General features: G+C 67.1%; 18 protein-coding genes. 3 read left to right on the top strand and 15 right to left on the bottom strand.

The annotated features are described in order from the left end of the window. From QWL29_RS24665 to ccoN, 8 genes are all read right to left on the bottom strand, one after another. The coding region (locus tag QWL29_RS24665; protein ID WP_305825500.1) for a GNAT family N-acetyltransferase at positions 1-524 on the bottom strand (524 nt) is incomplete at its 3' end. A 255-nt stretch (positions 525-779) separates the two neighbouring features. Then, positions 780-2,615 carry a DUF885 domain-containing protein gene (locus QWL29_RS24660; protein ID WP_305825499.1) on the bottom strand — a complete coding sequence of 612 codons (1,836 nt, stop codon included), beginning with the start codon at positions 2,613-2,615 and terminating at the stop codon, positions 780-782. A gap of 138 nt (positions 2,616-2,753) precedes the next feature. Then, positions 2,754-3,275 carry a FixH family protein gene (locus QWL29_RS24655; protein ID WP_305825498.1) on the bottom strand — a complete coding sequence of 174 codons (522 nt, stop codon included), beginning with the start codon at positions 3,273-3,275 and terminating at the stop codon, positions 2,754-2,756. 8 nt (positions 3,276-3,283) lie between these two features. Then, entirely contained in the window at positions 3,284-4,663 is a 1,380-nt protein-coding gene (gene ccoG / locus QWL29_RS24650) for a cytochrome c oxidase accessory protein CcoG (protein ID WP_305825497.1), read from the bottom strand. Then, positions 4,660-5,610: a cytochrome-c oxidase, cbb3-type subunit III gene (gene ccoP, locus QWL29_RS24645; RefSeq protein WP_305825496.1), complete on the bottom strand. Its 951-nt coding sequence runs from the start codon at positions 5,608-5,610 to the stop codon at positions 4,660-4,662. The genes ccoG and ccoP overlap by 4 nt, the downstream gene beginning before the upstream one ends. Beyond that, positions 5,603-5,767, bottom strand: a complete 165-nt coding sequence (locus tag QWL29_RS24640) for a cbb3-type cytochrome oxidase subunit 3 (protein WP_305825495.1) — start codon at positions 5,765-5,767, stop codon at positions 5,603-5,605. The genes ccoP and QWL29_RS24640 overlap by 8 nt, the downstream gene beginning before the upstream one ends. Before the next feature lie 9 nt (positions 5,768-5,776). Then, on the bottom strand, positions 5,777-6,394 hold the full coding sequence (gene ccoO / locus QWL29_RS24635) for a cytochrome-c oxidase, cbb3-type subunit II (RefSeq protein WP_305825494.1): 618 nt from the start codon (positions 6,392-6,394) through the stop codon (positions 5,777-5,779). Between the two features lie 16 nt (positions 6,395-6,410). Next, positions 6,411-7,871 (bottom strand): cytochrome-c oxidase, cbb3-type subunit I, encoded by a 1,461-nt coding sequence (gene ccoN, locus QWL29_RS24630; RefSeq protein ID WP_305825493.1) that lies wholly within the window; start codon positions 7,869-7,871, stop codon positions 6,411-6,413. Between the two features lie 414 nt (positions 7,872-8,285). On the opposite strand from ccoN, the gene QWL29_RS24625 reads away from it, so the two are divergent. Then, on the top strand, positions 8,286-8,687 hold the full coding sequence (locus QWL29_RS24625; RefSeq protein ID WP_305825492.1) for a TraR/DksA family transcriptional regulator: 402 nt from the start codon (positions 8,286-8,288) through the stop codon (positions 8,685-8,687). A gap of 1 nt (position 8,688) precedes the next feature. On the opposite strand, the gene QWL29_RS24620 is transcribed toward QWL29_RS24625, so the two are convergent. The 7 genes from QWL29_RS24620 to QWL29_RS24590 form a co-directional block, all read right to left on the bottom strand. After that, positions 8,689-9,003, bottom strand: coding sequence for an alpha/beta hydrolase (locus tag QWL29_RS24620; protein WP_305825491.1), 315 nt, complete (start codon positions 9,001-9,003; stop codon positions 8,689-8,691). Beyond that, on the bottom strand, positions 8,988-10,133 hold the full coding sequence (locus QWL29_RS24615; RefSeq protein ID WP_305825490.1) for an alpha/beta fold hydrolase: 1,146 nt from the start codon (positions 10,131-10,133) through the stop codon (positions 8,988-8,990). The genes QWL29_RS24620 and QWL29_RS24615 overlap by 16 nt, the downstream gene beginning before the upstream one ends. Before the next feature lie 88 nt (positions 10,134-10,221). Next, positions 10,222-10,374, bottom strand: coding sequence for a cbb3-type cytochrome oxidase assembly protein CcoS (ccoS, locus tag QWL29_RS24610; protein ID WP_305825489.1), 153 nt, complete (start codon positions 10,372-10,374; stop codon positions 10,222-10,224). A gap of 13 nt (positions 10,375-10,387) precedes the next feature. Next, positions 10,388-12,847, bottom strand: coding sequence for a heavy metal translocating P-type ATPase (locus tag QWL29_RS24605; protein WP_305825488.1), 2,460 nt, complete (start codon positions 12,845-12,847; stop codon positions 10,388-10,390). Beyond that, positions 12,844-13,590, bottom strand: coding sequence for a sulfite exporter TauE/SafE family protein (locus QWL29_RS24600; protein ID WP_305825487.1), 747 nt, complete (start codon positions 13,588-13,590; stop codon positions 12,844-12,846). Before QWL29_RS24600 ends, QWL29_RS24605 begins: the two co-directional genes overlap by 4 nt. A 4-nt stretch (positions 13,591-13,594) precedes the next feature. Further along, positions 13,595-15,049, bottom strand: a complete 1,455-nt coding sequence (hemN, locus tag QWL29_RS24595) for an oxygen-independent coproporphyrinogen III oxidase (protein WP_305825486.1) — start codon at positions 15,047-15,049, stop codon at positions 13,595-13,597. 121 nt (positions 15,050-15,170) lie between these two features. Then, on the bottom strand, positions 15,171-16,727 hold the full coding sequence (locus QWL29_RS24590) for a methyl-accepting chemotaxis protein (RefSeq protein WP_305825485.1): 1,557 nt from the start codon (positions 16,725-16,727) through the stop codon (positions 15,171-15,173). A 150-nt stretch (positions 16,728-16,877) separates the two neighbouring features. Here QWL29_RS24590 and QWL29_RS24585 point away from each other — a divergent pair, with 150 nt between their 5' ends. Continuing rightward, on the top strand, positions 16,878-18,107 hold the full coding sequence (locus QWL29_RS24585) for a metal-dependent hydrolase (RefSeq protein ID WP_305825484.1): 1,230 nt from the start codon (positions 16,878-16,880) through the stop codon (positions 18,105-18,107). Between the two features lie 180 nt (positions 18,108-18,287). Further along, the gene (locus QWL29_RS24580; protein WP_305825483.1) at positions 18,288-19,610 is read left to right on the top strand and encodes a sigma-54 dependent transcriptional regulator; all 1,323 of its coding nucleotides are present in this window, start codon (positions 18,288-18,290) and stop codon (positions 19,608-19,610) included. Positions 19,611-19,752: the final 142 nt, after the last annotated feature.

Genomic DNA, 19,752 nt, shown 5'->3' with positions numbered 1-19,752 from the left:
AAAGGCCAGCTACGGCGAGGAATATGATCGCACGATACTAAACAACTACCCTTGTAATGTCCCTGGCCGTAGTTACTGAATCCCAACTTCTCCGCCAGTCTGATCGAGGCAGTATTTAGGGGATCGATAATGCACACGCTACGCGACGACAAAGCTTGTTCATCGAACCAGTCGAGCGCTGCCGTCATCGCTTCCAGCGCAAACCCTTTCCCATGCGAGTCCCCTTTGAACACCCACGCCGCTTCAGCCGCGCCATCGAAGTCATCGCCGAGCCCGCGCCCGAAGTCTGCCAGGCCCACTTCGCCAATAAACTGATTGGTGGCCCGCTCGATGACCGCGAACATGCCAAAACCCTGCAGGCTCCAATGACCTGCATAACGAAGCAATCGATTCCACGCTTCTTCACGCGTGGGAGGAGCGCTGTGAAGAAACTGAAGCACAGCCGGATCGCTGGCCAGCTGGAACAGCGAGTCCAGATCATCCAGCGTGTGTTTCCGTAAGATTAAGCGCTCAGTATTTATCATAAACGTCGAATGACCAATGGGTTGTCATGTGAAAGGGGCACTGGTTTCTTTCTCGCTTCGCACGAAATGACTGCGCAGGCTATAGCGGACAGTCGGTATGGCCCAGTGTACGAGCTTGTTACCTAAAGGACAAGACGCAGGGCGCCAACATCGTTTGGACAGTCAAGCTGGCGACATGCCAGCCTGACGATTCTCCACCCTGAGAAACCTCATTCACATGGGCCGGCGGCGCTGCCGCACCGGCCCACTCATTGCTTACGCCTTGGCCTTTTCCTTGGCGATCCACCCATCCACCAGCTGCCCCAGCACATCCAGCGGCACCGAACCGGCGCTCAGCACCATATCGTGGAATGCCGGCAGCGAGAACTTCGCACCCAGCGCCGACTTCGCCTTGTCGCGCAGTTCGACGATGCGCAGCATGCCGATCATGTAGGCCGTGGCCTGCCCCGGCCATGCCACGTAACGGTCCACTTCTTCGACATTGATGCCGTAGTCGACCGCCTGCTGGCGCGTCCAGCCCTTGGTATGCAGGCCGGTGTCCACCACCAAGCGCCGCGCACGGAACAGTTCCGAACCCAGTGCGCCGAGCAGGCCGGGCACGTCGCCTTCATACCAGCCCTGCTCCACCGCCAGGCGCTCGGTGTACAACGCCCAGCCTTCGCTGTGCGCGCTGCCGCCGCTGAAGATGCGCTGGCTGCGGAATTTCGGGATGCCTTCCAGCTCCTGCTGGATCGCCAGCTGGAAGTGGTGGCCCGGCACCGCCTCGTGGTAGGACAGGCTGCGCATGCGGATCATGTTGAAGCTCGGGCCGCGCAGCGGCACCCAGAACACGCCAGGACGGCTGCCGTCCGGCGCCGGCAGGCTGTAGTGGGCGGCGGCCGATGCTTCGGTCAGCGGCGGCTCGCGGCGCACCTCCACCGGTGCGCGCGGCTTCAGGTTGAACAGGGACGCGCTGCGGCGCTCGGCATCCTTCACCATCTCGGCGTAGCTGGCCAGGATGGCCGGGCGCGGGTCTTCTTCACCCTTTGGCTGGAAGGTGGCGTCGAGCGCCTTCATGCGCGCCTCGATGCCGCCCTCGTTGAAGCCGAGCGCACGCAGGTGCTTGTCCATCTCGGCTTCGATGCGCGCCACTTCGCGCAGGCCGATGGCGTGGATCTGCTCGGCCGTCAGCTTGGTGCTGGTGTAGTTCTCGATCGCGCGGTTGTACGCTGCCATGCCGTTCGGCAGGCGCGCGATGCCGGCCGTGTCGTTCGTCTTCGGATGCAGCTCGGCCATGAAGGCCTGCACGCGCGCGTAGGCCGGGCGGACCTTGTCTTCGACGATCTTCGTCGCACGCGCGATTGCCGCCGTGCGTGCTTCCGGGCTCAGGTCCTTCAGGGCCGCTGTGCGCCCTTCCAGCGAGGTGACCAGCACGTTCTGGGCGGCGGCGGGCTTCAGGAAGGTATCGACCTGGAACTGGGCGCGCTCGAGGATGAAACGCGGCGGGATCATCTTTTTCGCCGTGGCGCTTTTGGCGCGGGCCAGGGCTTCGTCCATGCGCGTGCCCACCTGTTCCAGGCGCGCCAGGTAGCTGTCGACATCCGACGCGCGGCGCATCGGGTGGGTTTGCGTCATGAAGTTGACCAGGCTGACCTGGGCGCCGCTGAACTGCTGGAACACGAAGCCGTGGTCCTCGAAGGGCTCGTTGGCGACCGTGTTCGACAGCGACCAGCGCATCACCGCCGCCGAAATGCGCTGGGTCTCGTCCAGCGGACCGGCCATCCATTTATCCAGGCGCGCGATGCCCTGCCTGGCCAGGGCGATCATCTTCTGGCGCTGGGCCGGGGTTTGCGGGGTCAACTGGCGGTCCAGCGCATCCTGCTCGGCGCCGCTGAAGTACTGGGTCGAGGTGGCGAACTGCGGGTTCTGGCGCACCCAGTCCTGGGCGAAGCCGTCGGCCCATTTGTCGAAGGCGGCGTTCGGTTTCACGGCGGCCGTGGCGGTGGCCGGGGCGGCCAGGGCTTGCTGCGGCAGGACGGCGGCGGCGATGGCGAGCGGGACGAACAGCGAGGCGATGGCGGTGCGCAGGATACGACGGGAGGATGCGGGCATGGATGTCTCTTCTGATTGATCGTGCGGCGGGTTGCCGTGACGAAAATCTAACATGGAAGAGAGGGTGGGGACAGTCTTTACAGCTGTGGTGCGGGGTGCGGGGTGCGTAGGGTGGGCACTTGCGCGGCCCGGCCCACCCTACGAGTCATCCGCGACGATGTTCAGCGCGGGCTGCTTTGCCGGACTCCAGCTGCGCGCCAGGCGCCATTCCCTGCCCTCGCCTTCGACTACCACCTGCCAGTGCGTCGGCTCCAGCCCCTTAGCATTCACCGTGAAGTTGCCGTAGTCGTCGGGCCGTACCTCCAGCGTCACGTCTTTCTGCGGCTGGGTTGGATGCGCCAGGTGGATGCGAAACGGCGCCAGCATCGGCCGCCCAAAACTCAGCAAACGCCCGGACAGCGTGCCGGCCTGCGCATCGAAGCGGGCGTCCAGCGCCAGCTGCAGCGAGGTCGCCACGCGGTCGCGGCGCAGATCCTGGTTGATGGCCTTGCCCTGCTTGTAGTAGTCGTCGACCACCATCGCGTCGGGCTGCTGCACGGCCAGCCAGACGGTGACGGCCGTGGCCACCATCACCGCCGCCGGACCGAGCATGATGAACCAGGGCCAGCGGTGCTTGTACCAGGGTTTGACAGGCGGCTTCTTGACAGCGTGTTGCATCATTCACTCCTTCAGCGCGGCACGATAAAGGCCGCTTCTTCGCGCACGGACACCGACGAATCGTCCAGCGCGGTGACGGTAAACGCGATCCGGTGCGAACCGCCCTCGCCCGCCGCGGCGCGCACCCGCACCGGCACCGCACGCGCGCTGGCGCCGTCGAGCGCTACCACGCTGGCGTCGACGATGCGCGCACCGGGCATGCCGTCGACGGTCAGGCGATAGCTGCGCGCGTCTTCGCTTGTATTCATCAGCTGCAGCCGGTACACGTTCTCGATCTGCCCGTCCTCGACCTCGCGCCCCATCGAGCCGCGGTCGCGGATCACGTCCACCTTCAGCGGCGTGCGCAAGGCCAGCGACGTGGTCATGGCCAGGATCAGCAGCCCCAGCACCGCCGTATAGCCCAGCACCTTCGGACGCAGCAGGCGCCGCTTCACCTCCTGCGCGCCCCAGCCCTGCGCCAGCGCATTCTCGGTCGCATAGCGGATCAGCCCGCGCGGCTTGCTTACCTTGTCCATCACGCCGTTGCAGGCGTCGACGCAGGCGGCGCAGCCGATGCATTCGTATTGCAGGCCGCGGCGGATGTCGATGCCGGTCGGGCAAACCTGCACGCACATGGTGCAGTCGATGCAGTCTCCGAGCTTGTCGCCCGCCACGCGCGCGCCCGGACGGCGCGGTTCGCCGCGCTTGCGGTCGTAGGTGACGACCAGGGTGTCCTTGTCGAACATCGAGCTCTGGAAGCGCGCATACGGACACATGTACTTGCACACCTGTTCGCGCATCCAGCCGGCGTTGCCATAGGTGGCGAAGCCGTAGAACAGCACCCAGAAGCCTTCCCAGGCGCCCAGATTGAAGCTGGCCACCTCGTGCATCAGCGTATGCACGGGCGTGAAGTAGCCGACGAAGGTGAAGCCGGTCCACAGCGCCACGGCCAGCCAGGCCGCGTGCTTGGCGCCCTTCTTCCAGATTTTCTCGAACGTCCACGGCTGGCGATCCAGGCGGATGCGGGCGCTGCGCGCGCCTTCGATCTGGCGTTCGATCCAGAGGAAGAGTTCCGTGTACACCGTCTGCGGACAGGCGAAGCCGCACCACACCCGCCCCGCCACCGCGGTGACCAAAAACAGCCCATAGGCGCAGATGATCAGCAGCCCGGCCAGGTAAATGAAATCCTGCGGCCACAGCACCAGGCCGAACAGGTGGAACTTGCGCGCACCGAGGTCGAACAGCACCGCCTGGCGCCCGTTCCACTGCAGCCAGGGCAGCCCGTAGAAGACGATCTGGGTCAGCCAGACCCCGGCCCAGCGCAGGCGCGCATAGTGGCCCCTGATTTCGCGCGGGTAGATTTCTTCGCGCGCGGCGTACATCTTGACCACCGCTTCCTTCGGCATGCTCATTTTGCCGCTACCTTGTCGTCAAGGGACTTGGCTGGCGCCGGGTTCGACAGGCTCCACACATAGGCCGCCAGCACGTGCACCTTCGGCTCGCCCAGGAAGTCGCCGAACGCCGGCATGGTGTTGGTGCGGCCCTTGCGGATGGTTTCCATGATGGTGTCGGCGCTGCCGCCGTACAGCCAGGTTTTATCGGCCAGGTTCGGCGCGCCCAGCATGGGATTGCCCTTGCCCTCGGCGCCATGGCAGGCGGCGCAGGCGCCGAACTTGGCTTTGCCGAAGGCGACCTTCACCGGGTCGGCCGTCAGGCCCGACAAGTTGCGCACGTAGTGGGCCACGCCCTCGATGTCCCTGTCCGAACCCAGCGCCACGCCCATGGCCGGCATCTGGCCGATGCGGCCGGCCATGATGGTCTGCTTGATGGTCTCGGGTTCGCCGCCGTGCAGCCAGTCGCCATCCGTCAGGTTCGGATAGCCCTTGTTGCCGCGCGCGTCGGACCCATGGCACTGCGCACAGTAGTTCAGGAACATGCGCTCGCCGATGGCATGGGCCTGCGGGTCGGCGGCAACCGCCTTCAGGTCCTGGCTGGCGTAGCGCGCGAACAGCGGGCCGTACTCAAGGCTGGACTGTTTGAGTTCGGCCTGGTAAGCGCCGGTCGAATTCCAGCCAAGCTTGCCGGCATAGCTGCCCAGGCCCGGAAACAGCACCAGGTAGACGATGCCGAACACGATGGTGAGATAGAACAGGCCCATCCACCAGCGCGGCATCGGTGTATTCAGTTCGGTGAGGTCCTCGTCCCAGACGTGGCCGGTGGTCTTCGCGGGCTGGCCGTCGGCATCGAGCTTGACCTTGTAGCGCGACTGCGACCACAGCAGGATCGCGCAGCCGGCGATCGAGGCGATGGTGATCAGCGCGACGTACCAGTTCCAGAAGCCGCTGGTGAAGTCAGACATGGTCCTTCTCCTCGTCCAGGAAGGGCAGCGCGGCCGCCGCGTCGAAGTCGCGGCTGCGGTGCAGCAGGAAGGTCCAGAGCAGGATGCCCATGAAGGTGGCGAACGAGACCACCGTCATCACGCTGCTGGCGCTGTCAAAGATGTGTGCGAGTTCCATGTCGGTTCCTCAGTTCCTTGTCTTGATGTGCGTGCCCAGGCCTTGCAGGTAGGCGATCAGGGCATCCTGTTCGGTCTTGTTCGCCAGCTCGGCCGGCGCATTCTTGATCTCCTCTTCGCCGTAGGGCACGGCGAGCACCTGCATCGCGCGCATCTTCGGCACGATCTCGGCGGGCACCAGCTTGGTTTTCGCCAGCCAGGGGTAGCCGGGCATGTTCGATTCCGGCACCACGTCGCGCGGGTTGTCGAGGTGGGTGCGGTGCCACTCGTCGCTGTAGCGGCCGCCCACGCGCGCCAGGTCCGGGCCGGTGCGCTTGCTGCCCCACTGGAAGGGGTGGTCGTAGACGAATTCGCCGGCCACCGAGTAATGGCCATAGCGTTCGGTCTCGGCGCGGAAGGGCCGGATCATCTGCGAGTGGCAGTTGTAGCAGCCTTCGCGGATGTAGATGTCGCGGCCGGCCAGGCGCAGCGGCGAATAAGGCTTCAAGCCCGCCACCGGCTCGGTGGTGGATTTCTGGAAGAACAGCGGCACGATCTCGACCAGGCCACCGAAGCTGATCACCAGGATCACCAGGCCGATCAGCAGCCAGGGATTCTTTTCGATCCATTCATGGGTAAAGTTTTTCATGTTCGTGGCTCTCCGTTCAGGCGTGCGCGGGTACATGCGGATCGATCGGCGTATGCATCGGCTTGTTCGGCTGCGGGATCGGCGCATCCACATTCACCGTGCCGGCCAGGGTCTTCCAGGTATTCAAGGCCATCATCAGCATGCCCGACAGGTAGAGGAAGCCGCCCAGGAAGCGCACCGCGTAGTAGGGATAGGTCGCCTTCACGCTTTCGGCAAAGGTATAGGTGAGCGTGCCGTCCGGATTCACCGCGCGCCACATCAGGCCCTGCATCACCCCGGCGATCCACATCGCGGCGATGTACAGCACGATGCCGATGGTGGCGACCCAAAAATGCGCTTCAACCAATTGGACGCTGTATATCTCCTTCTTCCCGGCCAGACGCGGGATCAGGTAGTAGATCGAGCCCATGGTGATGAAGCCGACCCAGCCCAGGGCGCCGGCATGCACGTGGGCGACGGTCCAGTCGGTGTAGTGCGACAGCGAGTTGATGGTTTTAATGGACATCATCGGGCCCTCGAAGGTGGCCATGCCGTAGAACGAGAGCGAGACGATCAAAAACTTCAGGATCGGATCCGAACGCAGCTTGTGCCAGGCGCCCGACAGGGTCATCACGCCGTTGATCATGCCGCCCCAGCTTGGCGCCAGCAGGATCAGGGAAAACACCATGCCCAGCGACTGGGTCCAGTCGGGCAGCGCGGTGTAGTGCAGGTGGTGCGGGCCGGCCCACATGTAGGTGAAGATCAGCGCCCAAAAGTGGACGATCGACAGGCGGTAGGAGTAGACCGGGCGCTCGGCCTGTTTCGGGATGAAGTAATACACCATGCCGAGATAGCCGGCGGTGAGGATGAAGCCGACCGCGTTATGGCCGTACCACCACTGGATCATGGCGTCCTGCACGCCGGCGTACACCGGGTAGGACTTGAAGGCGGACACCGGGACGACGGCGCCGTTCACGATGTGCAGCACGGCCACGGCGATGATGTAGGCGCCGAAGAACCAGTTGGCCACGTAGATGTGCTGGACCTTGCGCCTGACGATGGTGCCGAAGAAAACCACGGCGTAGGCGACCCAGACGATGGCGATCAGGATCGCGATCGGCCATTCGAGTTCGGCGTACTCCTTGCCGCGCGTGAGCCCCATCGGCAGCGTGACCGCGGCCGACACCAGCACGGCTTGCCAGCCCCAGAAGGTGAAGGCGGCCAGCTTGTCGGAGAACAGGCGCACCTGGCAGGTACGCTGCACCACATAATAGGAGGTGGCGAACAGGCCGCAGATGCCGAAGGCGAAGATCACCGCGTTCGTGTGCAGCGGACGCAGGCGGCCGTAGGACAGCCAGGCGATGTCGAAGTTGAGCGCGGGCCAGGCCAGCTGCGCCGCGATGAAGACGCCGGCGGCCATGCCGATGACGCCCCACACGACCGTGGCGATGGCAAACTGGCGCACGATCTTGTAGTTATAGTGTTGACTGCTTTCCAAGGTACTCTCCCGAGTGGGTTGACTGCGATCACAGCAGGGAGAGTAGTTTTCTGGACTTTAAAAATCCTTGATGTGAATCAAAATTTCAAATTTCGCATGGGATATGGAATGCGGCTTCAATGAAGCGTCATGGCTCACGGTTTCTGGCCTGCGGCAATGATCGTACGGTGGGCACTCCGTGCCCACGCGAAAGCCTGATCGTTGTTGGCCATGTTTCTTCCCCGACCGCAGCACCGTAGGGCGCGCCCCAAAGCGCCGCGCTGGCGTAACCTTATGTAGAAACGCCGCGGAGCGAGTCGTCACGGCCGCCGCGCCCCGGATGCGCACGTACCCGCGTGGGCACGGGGTGCCCACCGTACGATTCACTGCGGCGATGTTTTCCACATTACCTAAAACATCGACAAGGAACGCCATATGCCCATCTCGCAATCCCTCCACGAAGAAATCGCCAAACGCCTGCAGCAAGCCCGCGAGGAAGCCCTTGCCACGGTCCGTGTCCGCACCGATGCCGACCCCGAAGGCAACGAACCCCCAGTGATCTCGCCGCGCGCCCACCTGGTGCAGAACGACGACGCGCCGACAGCCGAAATGATCGCCCACGACGAAGAGCACTTCGCCGAGCACGAAACAAATCTCCTGCACGAGATCGACGCCGCCATCGGCCGCCTGGAAAACGGCGGCTACGGCATCTGCGTGTCCTGCGGCTGTGACATCCCGGAAGAGCGCCTGCTGGCCACGCCCACCGTGCAGACCTGCATCCAGTGCCAGGAACGCATCGAGCAGGAGGAAGGCACGGGCCGCGGCCCGACCATGTAAGTCAGTGCTGCATCCGCACCTTCACCGTCCGGCACGGCGGCGTCAGCGGGCGCTTGTCGACGAACGCGTCGATGCCCTTCTCCACACAGACGCTCGAGGTCCATAGCGCGAAGTGGGCGCCGTCCGCGATCGTGAACACCTCGACCGGGCCGCGTTCGCGCAGCGCGGCCACGTGGCGCAGCGCGGCGTCGTAGGGCGTCTTCGCATCGCGCTCGCCCTGGATTACCAGGGTGCGCGGCAGGCGCGGCGGCAGTTTCGCGAAGAATGCGTCGCGCGGGTACAGCGGCAGGCCAGGCTCGATCAGCAGTCCCGGCAACGTACTCGAAAACAGCAGCCCTGCTCTTCCTGGCGCACCGCGTCGCGCTGGCGGCCCGGCTGCAAATTGTTTTCCGAGCCGCTGATGATGGACACGAGCGCAATCGAAGGCGGCGACTGCGGGAAGGCGCCCAGCACCGCGCCTTCCCGCTCCAGTTCCCGTTTCATGTCCTCGATACCCTCGGTCTTGCCTCCCTCCAGCGCCTTGAGCAGGTAGGGAATGCGCGTGGCGGCGTCCGGCACGTCGAGGCTGGCGCCGAAGAAGCGCTTCAGGTTCTTGCCGGGCACCGCGGCCTGCAGCGCCGGGTCTCCGTCGAAGCGCGCCAGCACCCGGCGGTACAGCGCCTCGGCCGGTTCGCCCAACTGGGCATGGCAATAATCGTAGCCATCGCACCAGGCCAGCAGCTTGCGCCCGGCTGCGTCCGTGGTCAGCGAGCGCCGGCTCAGGTCCGCGCTGGCGTCGTCCTGCAAGGGCACCAGCGAATCGAGCACCACGCCGTCGATGTGCTCCGTTCCCAGCGCCAGCGTGCGCAGCACCAGCTGGGTGCCGTACGACACGCCATACACCCAGGTCTGGCCCTGGCGCGGAACGCTGCCGATCAGGCGCTTCAGGTCGTGCGCCGCGTTCGTTTGCGAGAACTGGCGCGCATAGGCCGGCTGCTCGTTCAGGCGTTGGAAGCAGCTGGCCCACTCGGCGCCGGCCAGCGCGGTGCCGCCGGGCGAGGCCGCGGATTCTTCGTCCGGGCACAGGCGCGTGGAGAATCCCGTGCCGCGGTGGTCGGGGACCAGCAGGTCGAAACCGGCAAAGGCCTTGCGCAGCACCGGCAGCAGGCCATAGAACGAGGCGCCCGATTCGCCCGGACCGCCGGCGATCAGCCACACCTGCCCGCGCGCCTGGCCCGTGGCCGGGAACTTGCGCACGAACAGCTGGAGCCCGGCTTTCGGCGCGCCGGCCAGGCCCGATGGATCGGCGGCGACGCGCTCCACGGCGCACAGGCTGCCGGCCAGTGCCGGCTTGCTGGCGGCATCAATGCAGGGAGTGAAGCCGGCCGCCCGGGCAGCGCCACTGGCGGCCAGGGATAGCCCCAGGGATAACAATGCCACGCTCAGGCGGCGCTCCAGCTTCTTCATCGCGTCTCGTTTTCTTGTCAAAAAACTTAGAGTAACCGCGAGGAAACTTATTGTCGAGAAAGAATGAATCTGTTTGTCATGCTGCACCTCAGCCGGCTGGCCGGTCGTCGTCGCGCAGCAGGCGCAGGGCCGGACCTTCCAGGTCGTCGAATTGGCCGCTGTCGGCGGCGCCGAAAAAGACCCAGAGCGCCAGCGCCACCAGCACCAGGCTCAGGGGAATCAAGAGATACAGCGCTTCCATTCTCGCCTTCCTTTTATTTCCTCAACCTTAGGGCGTTCAGCACCACCACCGCCGAACTGGCGGCCATGCCGACACCGGCCAGCCAGGGATTCAGCAGCCCCGTTGCCGCCAGCGGAATCGCGCACAGGTTGTAGACGCTGGCCCAGGCCAGGTTCTGGCGGATGATGCGCAGCGTGCGGCGCGCGGTGTCGAGAGCGTCGAGCAGAGGCAGCAGGCTGTCGCCGAGCAGCACGCAGTCGGCGTGCAGCTGGGCAAGCGCGGCGCCGCCGCCCATCGCAAACGAGACGTCGGCCCCGCGCAGCACGGCGGCGTCATTGATGCCGTCGCCGACCATCGCCACCGTGGCGCCCTGCGCCTGCAGCTCGCGCACGAAGTCCAGTTTCTGCTGCGGCAGCTGGTCGCCCGCCGCCAGGCGGATGCCCAGCTGCGCCGCCACCTGCTGGGCCGCGCGCGACTCGTCGCCGGAAAGCAGGACCACGGTCTTGCCGGCAGCCTCGAAACGGCGCACGACCTCGATTGCCTCGGAACGCAGGCCATCGGCGATATCGAAGCGCGCCAGCCAGGCGCCCTGCCTGCCGAGCCAGACCGCGCTGCCCTGCGCCTCGGGCGCCGCCGGCATGCGGCGGCCGGCCAGCGCCGCCACGAAGGCCGCGCTGCCGAGCCGGTAGCGCACGCCGTCGACGTCGCCCTCGATGCCCTGCCCGGCCGTGTGGACGACGTCCCGTGCCTCGCTGGCCGGCCCGGCCGCGGCGGCGCGGATCGCCTGCGCCAGCGGGTGTACGCTGCCGGCTTCGAGTGCAGCGGCAAGCGCCACTGCCTGCGGCGCGCGCTCGCGCGACGCACCGAAGCCGCGGACGTCGCGCACCACGGGCCGGCCCAGGGTCAAGGTGCCGGTCTTGTCGAACACGACGTGGGTGGCGCGCTCCAGGGTTTCCAGTGCGTGCGGCTGCACGGCCAGCACGCCGCGCCGCAGCAGGCGGCCGGTGGCCGCGGCCAGCGCGGTCGGCGTGGCCAGCGACAGCGCGCACGGACAGGTCACGACCAGCACCGCGATCGCCGCCGGCCAGGCGCGCGCTGGGTCGACCAATTGCCAGGCCAGGAACACGATCACGGTCAGCACCAGCAGCACCGCCACCGACCAGGCGGCAACGCGGTCGGCCCACAGCGCCAGCGCCGGCTTGCCCTGCCCGGCCTTGTCGGCCAGGCGCACCAGCAGCGCCAGGGTACTGTCGCGCGCCGCCGCCTGCACCCGCAGCAGCACGGGCTGCGTCACGTTGACGGCGCCGCCGGGCAGCATGTCGTTCACGGCCATGCGCCGCGCCCTGCTTTCCCCGGTCAGCAGCGACAAATCGGCATCGGTCTCGCCCTCGACGATCACGCCGTCGGCCGGCGCCGCCTGGCCGGGCGCGACCAGCACCACGTCGCCCGGCTGCAGGCTGGCCGCCGCCACCAGCTCGGTGGCGCGCTCGAGCGGATAGGCCGGCATGCGCTGGCTTGCGGCCGGCATGGCTTCCTGCAGCGCCTCCAGCGCACGGGTGGCGCGGCGGCGGGCGCTGAGTTCCAGGTAGCGGCTGGCCAGCAGCAGGAAGATGAACATCGTGATCGAGTCGAACCAGACCTCGCCCCGGCCCCGGACCAGGGCCACCGTGCTGCCGATGAAGGCGGCGCCGATGCCGAGCGCCACCGGCACGTCCATGCCCGGCAGGCCGCGGCGCAGGTCGCGCCAGGCGCCGCCGAAAAAGGGCAGCGCCGAATACAGCACGGCCGGCAGCGTGAGCACGAAGGAAGCCCAGCCCATCAGCGCCGCCATGTCGGCATCCATGCTGCCGTCGTCCGCCAGGTAGACCGGCACCGCGTACATCATCACCTGCATCATCGCCAGCCCGGCCACGAACAGCTGGCGGAACAGCTTGCGGCGTGCACGCTCCAGCTGTTCGCCGTGGCGCTCCCTGTCGTAAGGATAGGCGCTGTAGCCGATGGCGCGCAGCGCACGCAGGATGTGGCTCACCTTGCAGACGGCCGGGTCCCAGCGCACCTGCAGGCGCTCCGTGCTGACGTTCAGCAGGCTTTCCTGTACGCCGGGCAGCGCGTTCACGCGGCGTTCGATCAGCCAGACACAGGCGGCGCAGCGGATGCCTTCGACGGTGAAGCTGCCTTCGCCGGTGTTTCCGGCAGCGTCGAACAGCGCCAGCTCGGGTGCGCCATCGACAATGCCGCCATCGACGGTGGCGCCGTAGCCGCTGCGGGTGTCGTAGTAGTCGCCGCAGCCGGCGTCGACGATGGTGTGCGCCGCCGCCGCGCAGCCCGGGCAGCACATGGCGCGCTCGGCGCCGCCGACGGAGGCGCGCCACGGGCTGTGTGCGGGCAGCGGCAGGCCGCAGTGGAAACAACCGCCGGGGCAATCGTCGGATGCGGGTGGTGTCGCCGCGCTGGCGTCGTCCTCCGCCGCCGCGTCCTCGCTGCCGTCCCTCATGGCGCAACGCACACGAGGTGCAGCCAGCTGGGCGGCAGTCCACCCACCGCGCGCAGCAGGCCGGTCACGCCAAAGGCCAGCACCAGTGCGCCGCAGCCGATGCGCACCGCCGGCAGGCGCAGCCAGCCGCGCAGGCGGGCGCCGAGCAGGCCGAGCGCCAGCATCATCGGCAGCGTGCCCAGGCCGAAGGCAAGCATGGTCAATGCGCCGGAGACGATGGAGCCGCTCAGCATCGCCGTGACCAGCACGCTGTAGACCATGGCGCAGGGCAGCCAGCCCCACAGGGCGCCGGCTGCGAACATGCGGCCCGGGGTGTCGGGCGGGCCGATCCGGGCCAGTTGCGGGCGCGCGTGGCGCCACACCAGCTGCCCCGCCCGTTCGATGTGGGCGATGCCGCTCCAGGCATTCATCAGGTGCAGGCCGAGGGCGACCAGCATCGCGTTCGCCAGCCAGTACGCGCCCGCCTGCAAGGCCGGCAACGCTGTCAACGCGCTTGCCCCTTGCGCCACGCCGCCGGCCAGCGCGCCGGCTGTCATGTAGCTGGCGAGACGCCCGGCATTGTAGGCGGCCACGTGCAGGCCGGCGCGGTCGGCGATGGCAGGGCGCAGCGCAATGACTGCCACGCCTGCGCGCGTACGCGGCGGCGTCACGGACAAGGCGCCGACGATCCCGCCGCACATGGCGCCGCAGTGGACGCTGCCGAGCAGGCCCACGACGAACACCGGGAACAGGCTGGGGCTCATCTGCTTATAGAGTGCGCGAGTAGCGTGGAACGGCGGCCGGCACTGCACGCGGCGCCGCCAGGTAGCGGTCGAACACCATGCAGACGTTGCGGATCAGGAGGCGCCCGCGCGTCGTCACCGAGATCCAGTCGCCCTCGATGGTGACCAGGCCGTCGTATTCGAGCTGGCGCAGGGCCACCAGCTCGTCGGCGAAGTACTGGCCAAACGCGATCGGAAAGGCCAGCTCGATGGCGGAGATCGACAGCTCGAACTGGCACATCAGCTTGCCGATGATGGTGCGGCGCAGCAGGTCGTCCATGCCGAGCGCGATGCCGCGCACCACCGGCAGCTCGTTGTTGTCGAGCGCCTCGTAATAGTCTTCCAGGGTCTTGGCGTTCTGGCTGTAGGTGGCGCCGATCGCGCTGATGGCCGACACGCCGCAGGAAATCAGGTCGGTGTCGGCATGGGTCGAATAGCCCTGGAAGTTGCGGTGCAGGCGGCCCTGGCGCTGGGCGATGGCGAGGTCGTCGCCGGGTTTCGCGAAGTGGTCCATGCCGATGTAGACGTAGCCGGCCCCGGTCAGGCGCTCGATGCACAGGGCCAGCATGGCCAGCTTTTCTGTGGAAGACGGCATGTCCGCCTCAAGAATGCGCCGCTGCGGCTTGAACACGTGCGGCAGGTGGGCGTAGTGGTAGATCGAGATGCGGTCCGAGCTGGCGGCGATCACCTTTTCGATGGTGGCGGTCATGGTGGCCAGGTTCTGCCTGGGCAGGCCGTAGATCAGGTCGATGCTGATCGAACGAAAACCCGCCTCGCGCGCGGCAGCGATGATGGCACGCGTTTCGCTTTCGGGCTGGACGCGGTTGACGGCCTTCTGCACTGCGGGATTGAAGTCCTGCACGCCCAGGCTGATGCGGTTGAAGCCCTGGCGGCGCAGGCTGTGCACGCGCTCCCTGGTAACGGTGCGCGGGTCGACTTCGATCGAATACTCGCCGATGTCGTCCGATGCGAAGCGAAAACTGCGGCGCAGGTGGGCCATCAGTTCGCCCATCTGCTCGTCGCTCAGGTAAGTCGGCGTGCCGCCGCCGAAGTGCAGCTGTTCGACTTCGTTGATGCCGGCGAAGAGCGCGGCCTGCATCGCGATCTCGCGCTTCAGGTAGCCGAGGTAGGTGGCGGCCTTTTCGCGGTTCTTGGTCACGATCTTGTTGCAGGCGCAGTAGTAGCAGACCGTGTCGCAGAACGGCACGTGCAGGTAGAGCGACAGCGGGCGGGCACCGCCACGGGTACGCACCGAGGCCACCGCGTGCAGGTAGTCGCGGTAGGCGAAGCCGTCGCCGAAGCGGTCGGCGGTCGGGTAGGAGGTGTAGCGCGGGCCGTTCTTGCCGAGCCGCCCGACCAGTTCGGGGTCGAAGTCGACGGCCTTGGCGACGGGGACCGCCGCGCGGCGGATCGCGCTGACGGGGATGTGCTGGTGAAGCATGGGGAGACTCCTGCTGCCTGCCGGCCGCGGGGTGCGGCTCGGCTTGATACGAGGAGTCTATTGATCAACCTCAGCCGAATCCTTGACGCACATCAAGCAGACCGCATTGCTGTCGAGTTCCCTACCCTTGCCCAGCTCCCAGCCTGAACACCGACAAAGCCTGTCCCAGCTGCGCCGCTTCTTCCGCCACGTTCGCCGAGGCGCTGGCCGATTGTTCCACCAGTGCCGCGTTCTGGCGCGTGATCGCGTCGAGCGCGCCCATGGCAGCGCTCACCTCGGCGATGCCGCCACCCTGGGCCCGGCTGGCGAGCGTGATGTCGTACATGATGGCCGCTGCCTGCTGGACCGAACCGACGACATCGCGCATGGTCCGGCTCGCCTCGCCCACCAGCATATCGCCTTGCCCGACCTTGCGTACCGAGTCGTCGATCAGCGCCTTGATCTCCTTCGCGGCGCCGGCCGAGCGCTGGGCCAGGCTGCGCACTTCGCCGGCGACGACGGCAAAGCCGCGCCCCTGCTCGCCGGCACGCGCCGCCTCCACCGCCGCGTTCAGGGCCAGGATATTGGTCTGGAAGGCGATGCCATCGATCAGGCCGATGATGTCAACGATGCGTGCTGCCGAGGTGCTGATCTGGCCCATGGTGCCGCCGACCCGCTCGACGGCTTCGCCGCCGTGTCCTGCCACACCGGCTGCCGCGCCGACCAGGGCGTCTGCGCGCTGGGCGCTGTCGGCGTTACGGGTGGCGGCGGCGGCGATCTGCCCGAGGCTGACGGCAGTGGCTTCCAGGCTGGCGGCCTGGGCCTCGGTGCGGCCGGCCAGGTCGCCATTGCCGGCGGCGATGGCGCGCGTGGCGCGTTCGATCGAACCGACGTTGCTGCGCACATCGCCAACGATTGCGCGCAGGTTGACATTCATCTGGCGCAGCGCCAGCAGCAAATGGCCAAGCTCGTCGTCAGCGCCGGCCTCGCAGGGTTGCGACAGGTCGCCACCGGCAAGCGCATGCACGGCGCGGGTGGCCGCGCGCAGCGGTGCCACCAGGCTGCGCTGCAACTGGACCCAGGCGGCCAGGGTGCCCAGCACGCCGAGGCCCGCCGCCACGCACAAGGCGGCGCCATCGGCCGCGGCGCCCAGCACGGCCAGCAGCAAGGCCTGGGCGCCCATGACCAGGCCGAGCCGGCGTCCCAGCGACATCCGGCGCAGCGCAGCCAGGCGCGCCGCAAAGCCGGTTTTCACGGCACGCCCGCCGCGGATTGCCAGTCCGCCCCGCGCGCCGGACCGAAAGCGCGCATACAAGGCCTCGGCGGCGGCGGCCTGTTCCGGTGTGGGGGCGGTGCGCACCGACATGTACCCGGACACGGCGCCATTCTCGCGCACCGGCACCACGTTTGCGACCACCCAATAGAAATCGCCGTTCTTGCGGCGGTTCTTGACCATGCCGGTCCAGGGCCTGCCGGCCTGCAAGGTCTGCCACAAGTCGGCAAACGCCTCGGACGGCATGTCGGGGTGGCGTACGACGTTGTGCGCCTTCCCGAGCAGCTCGGCTTCGGCAAAACCGCTCACCTCGACGAAGCTCGGATTTACATAGGTGATGCGGCCCTTGGTGTCGGTCGTGGACACGATCGACTGGCCTGCCTGCATGCGGTATTCGATGCCGGTAATGGGCAAGTTGCTACGCATGATACTCCTTTGTTGCTTCAATGCAATATAAAACGGAGGATTGTACGCGACGTTTTCCACGTCCAAGGCATAACTTGCCTTTATCACCAGAAGAATTCACGGCGCCGTTACACGTGCGCGACGACATGGTGCGGGTGTTAATATTGCCCAATGGACAATCTCACCCACTCCCTGGCCGGCCTCGCGCTGGGCGAACTGACCCACCGCCTGCTGCCCGTCGAAGCCGATCCGCAGCGCGCCGGCACCCGGCGCCGCCTCCTATTGGTCAGCGCGGCAGTCGCCAGCAACTTCCCCGACCTCGACCTGGTGCTGACCGGGCTGGCGCCGGAACCGCTCGGCTACCTGCTGCACCACCGCGGCCACACGCACACGCTGCTGTACGCCCTGCCCCAGGGCTTGCTGATGCTGGCCGCGATCTGGCTGCTGTGGCCGGCGGCGCGCCAGTTGCTGCGCACGAATGGCGCGGCGCGCCTCGGGCTGTTCGCGACCACCGTGCTCGGCCTGCTGCTGCACCTGGGCATGGATGCGATGAACGTCTACGGCGTCCACCCGTTCGCGCCCTTCGATCCGCGCTGGTTCTATGGCGACATGATCTTCATCGTCGAGCCGGTGTTCTGGCTGGCGCTCGGCACGCCGCTGGCGGCGCACGTGGCGCGGCCCTGGCTGCGCAGGACTTTCCTGGCGCTGCTGCTGGCCGTGCCGCTGCTGTTCACCCTGGCCGGCTTCCTGGAATGGGGTTCGCTCGCCGGCCTGGCCGTCATCTGGCTGCTGGCCCTGGTGCTGACGCGGCGCCGGAGCGAACGCACGGCGCTGGTGGCGGGCGTGGCGACCGTGCTCGGCTTCGTGCTGGTGCAGGCCTGGAGCGCCGGCCTGGCGCGCGAGCAGGTGGCGGCCAGCCTGCGCCGCGGCGATCCCCATGTGCGCATCTTCGACACCGCCCTCTCGGCCTTTCCCGCCAATCCGCTGTGCTGGACGGTGGTGAGCGTATCGGGCAACGACGGCGACGACGGCTACCAGGTCCGGCGCGGCGTGCTGAGCCTGGCGCCCGGCATCACGCCTGTGGCGGCCTGCCCGTTCAAGATGCACGGCGAGTATGTCGGCAAAACCGTAGACAGCCTGGCCTGGGGCTGGGAAGAGCGCGGCTCGAAAGCACGCCTGCAGGCGCTGCGGGCCGCCGACTGCCGCGTCGACGCCTGGCTGCGCTTCGCGCGCACGCCCTCGCTGGCGGACGGCCATGCCACCGACGTGCGCTACGGCCCGCACGGCAGCCATAACTTTTCGACCCTGCCTTATGAGAAGCAGGCCCAGGCGCAGGTGCCCTGCCCGTCGCCGCTGCCGCGCTGGGGCTATCCGCGCGCCGACCTGCTCGGGCTGCCTTAAAATACAGCATCGGTCAAGCTCTTAAATTGCTGAGTTGCTAACGCAGCACGCACAATTCAATTGTCACCAGTACAACTAGGTGAATGCGGTATCCTTGGATCTGGAACATGCTGATGTCAAAATTGCATGTGCCGGCGCCCGCACCGTCGCAGGGCCGGCAGACCGGATTCAGGAGAATGGATGACGCCGAAACGATTGCTTTGCATTGCCCCCGATAGTCCTGACGCGGCTGCCATGCTGCGCGAGGCCATGCCCGACTGGGACATTCGCAGCGTCGGCAGCCTGGATGAAGCCAGGTCCGAACTGCGCCAGGAAGCCTATCTCGTCGGCCTGTTGATGCACGTGATCGGATCGAAGCCGCACCAGGAGATCGACCGTTTCCTGCGCCAGCACAGCGGGGTGCAGTGGGTCGGCGTATTCCGCGCCGAAACGCTGGCGGCGCCCGCCTGCCGCGACCTGGTGGCCGACTACCTGTGCGATTACCACACGGTCCCGGTCGATCTGCAGCGCCTGGCCCATACGCTCGGCCACGTGCACGGGCACGCCCAGCTGCGCCGCCCACGCGCCCGGCCTGCCGCCTCGGCATCGAGCCTGATCGGCAGCTGCGACGCCATGCAGCGCCTGCGCGGCCAGGTCGAGCGGGTGGCCAAGGTCGACGCGCCGGTGCTGATCTGGGGCGAAAGCGGCAGCGGCAAGGAGCTCACGGCGCAGGCCATCCACCGCCAGTCGCTGCGCGCGACCGGGCCGCTGGTGCCGATCAACTGCGGGGCGATTGCCCCCAACCTGATCCACTCGGAACTGTTCGGCTACGAGCGCGGCGCGTTCACCGGTGCGGCGCGCGACAAGGTCGGCCTGATCGAATCGGCCAACGGCGGCACCCTGTTCCTGGACGAGATCGGCGACCTGCCAAAGGATCTGCAGGCCAATTTCCTGCGCTTTTTGCAGGAGAAAACCATCATCCGGCTCGGCGCCACGCGCGCCATTCCGGTGGACGTGCGCGTGATCTCGGCCTCGCACGTAAACCTGCAGCAGGCGGTGCTGCGCGGCGACTTCCGCGAAGATTTGTATTACCGGCTCTCGGTGCTGCCGGTGACGGTGCCGCCGCTGCGCGAACGGCGCGACGACCTGGTCGAACTGGCCGAGCACTTCTTCCACCAGCATGCGGCCGACAAGGCGCCCGGCCTGAAGGGCTTCAGCAGCCACGCCCTGAGCGCGATCGCGGCCCACAACTGGCCGGGCAACGTGCGCGAACTGATCAACCGCGTACGGCGCGCGATGGTGATGGCCGACGGCAAATGGATCGAGCCCGACGATCTCGACCTGGCGATGCCGTCGCCGCCCATCGAGGCCGTACTCGACGATGCGCGCTGCAGCTCGGAGCGGCTGGCGATCCGCGCCTGCCTCGACCGCAGCGGCCAGAACGTGAGCCGCGCCGCGCGCGATCTCGGCATCTCGCGGACCACGATGTACCGGCTGCTGGCCAAGCACAATATGCGGCCCTGAACCCATCCGTACAGCGCTCCCAGGGCGCTCAACCGTTCTTTCCTCTCAGAATGCCGGCACATGCCGGCATTGTTTTGGCGCTGTCACCGTCTGCTGTGGCCCGACTGCAAGGCGGAACAATTGATCGGCAGACGTGATGTTT

The sequence above is a fragment of the Massilia brevitalea genome (assembly GCF_030711405.1).
GTDB lineage: Bacteria > Pseudomonadota > Gammaproteobacteria > Burkholderiales > Burkholderiaceae_D > Telluria > Telluria brevitalea.
The sequence above is the reverse complement of the archived record's forward strand: the minus strand, read 5'-3'. Positions and strand labels throughout refer to the sequence as shown.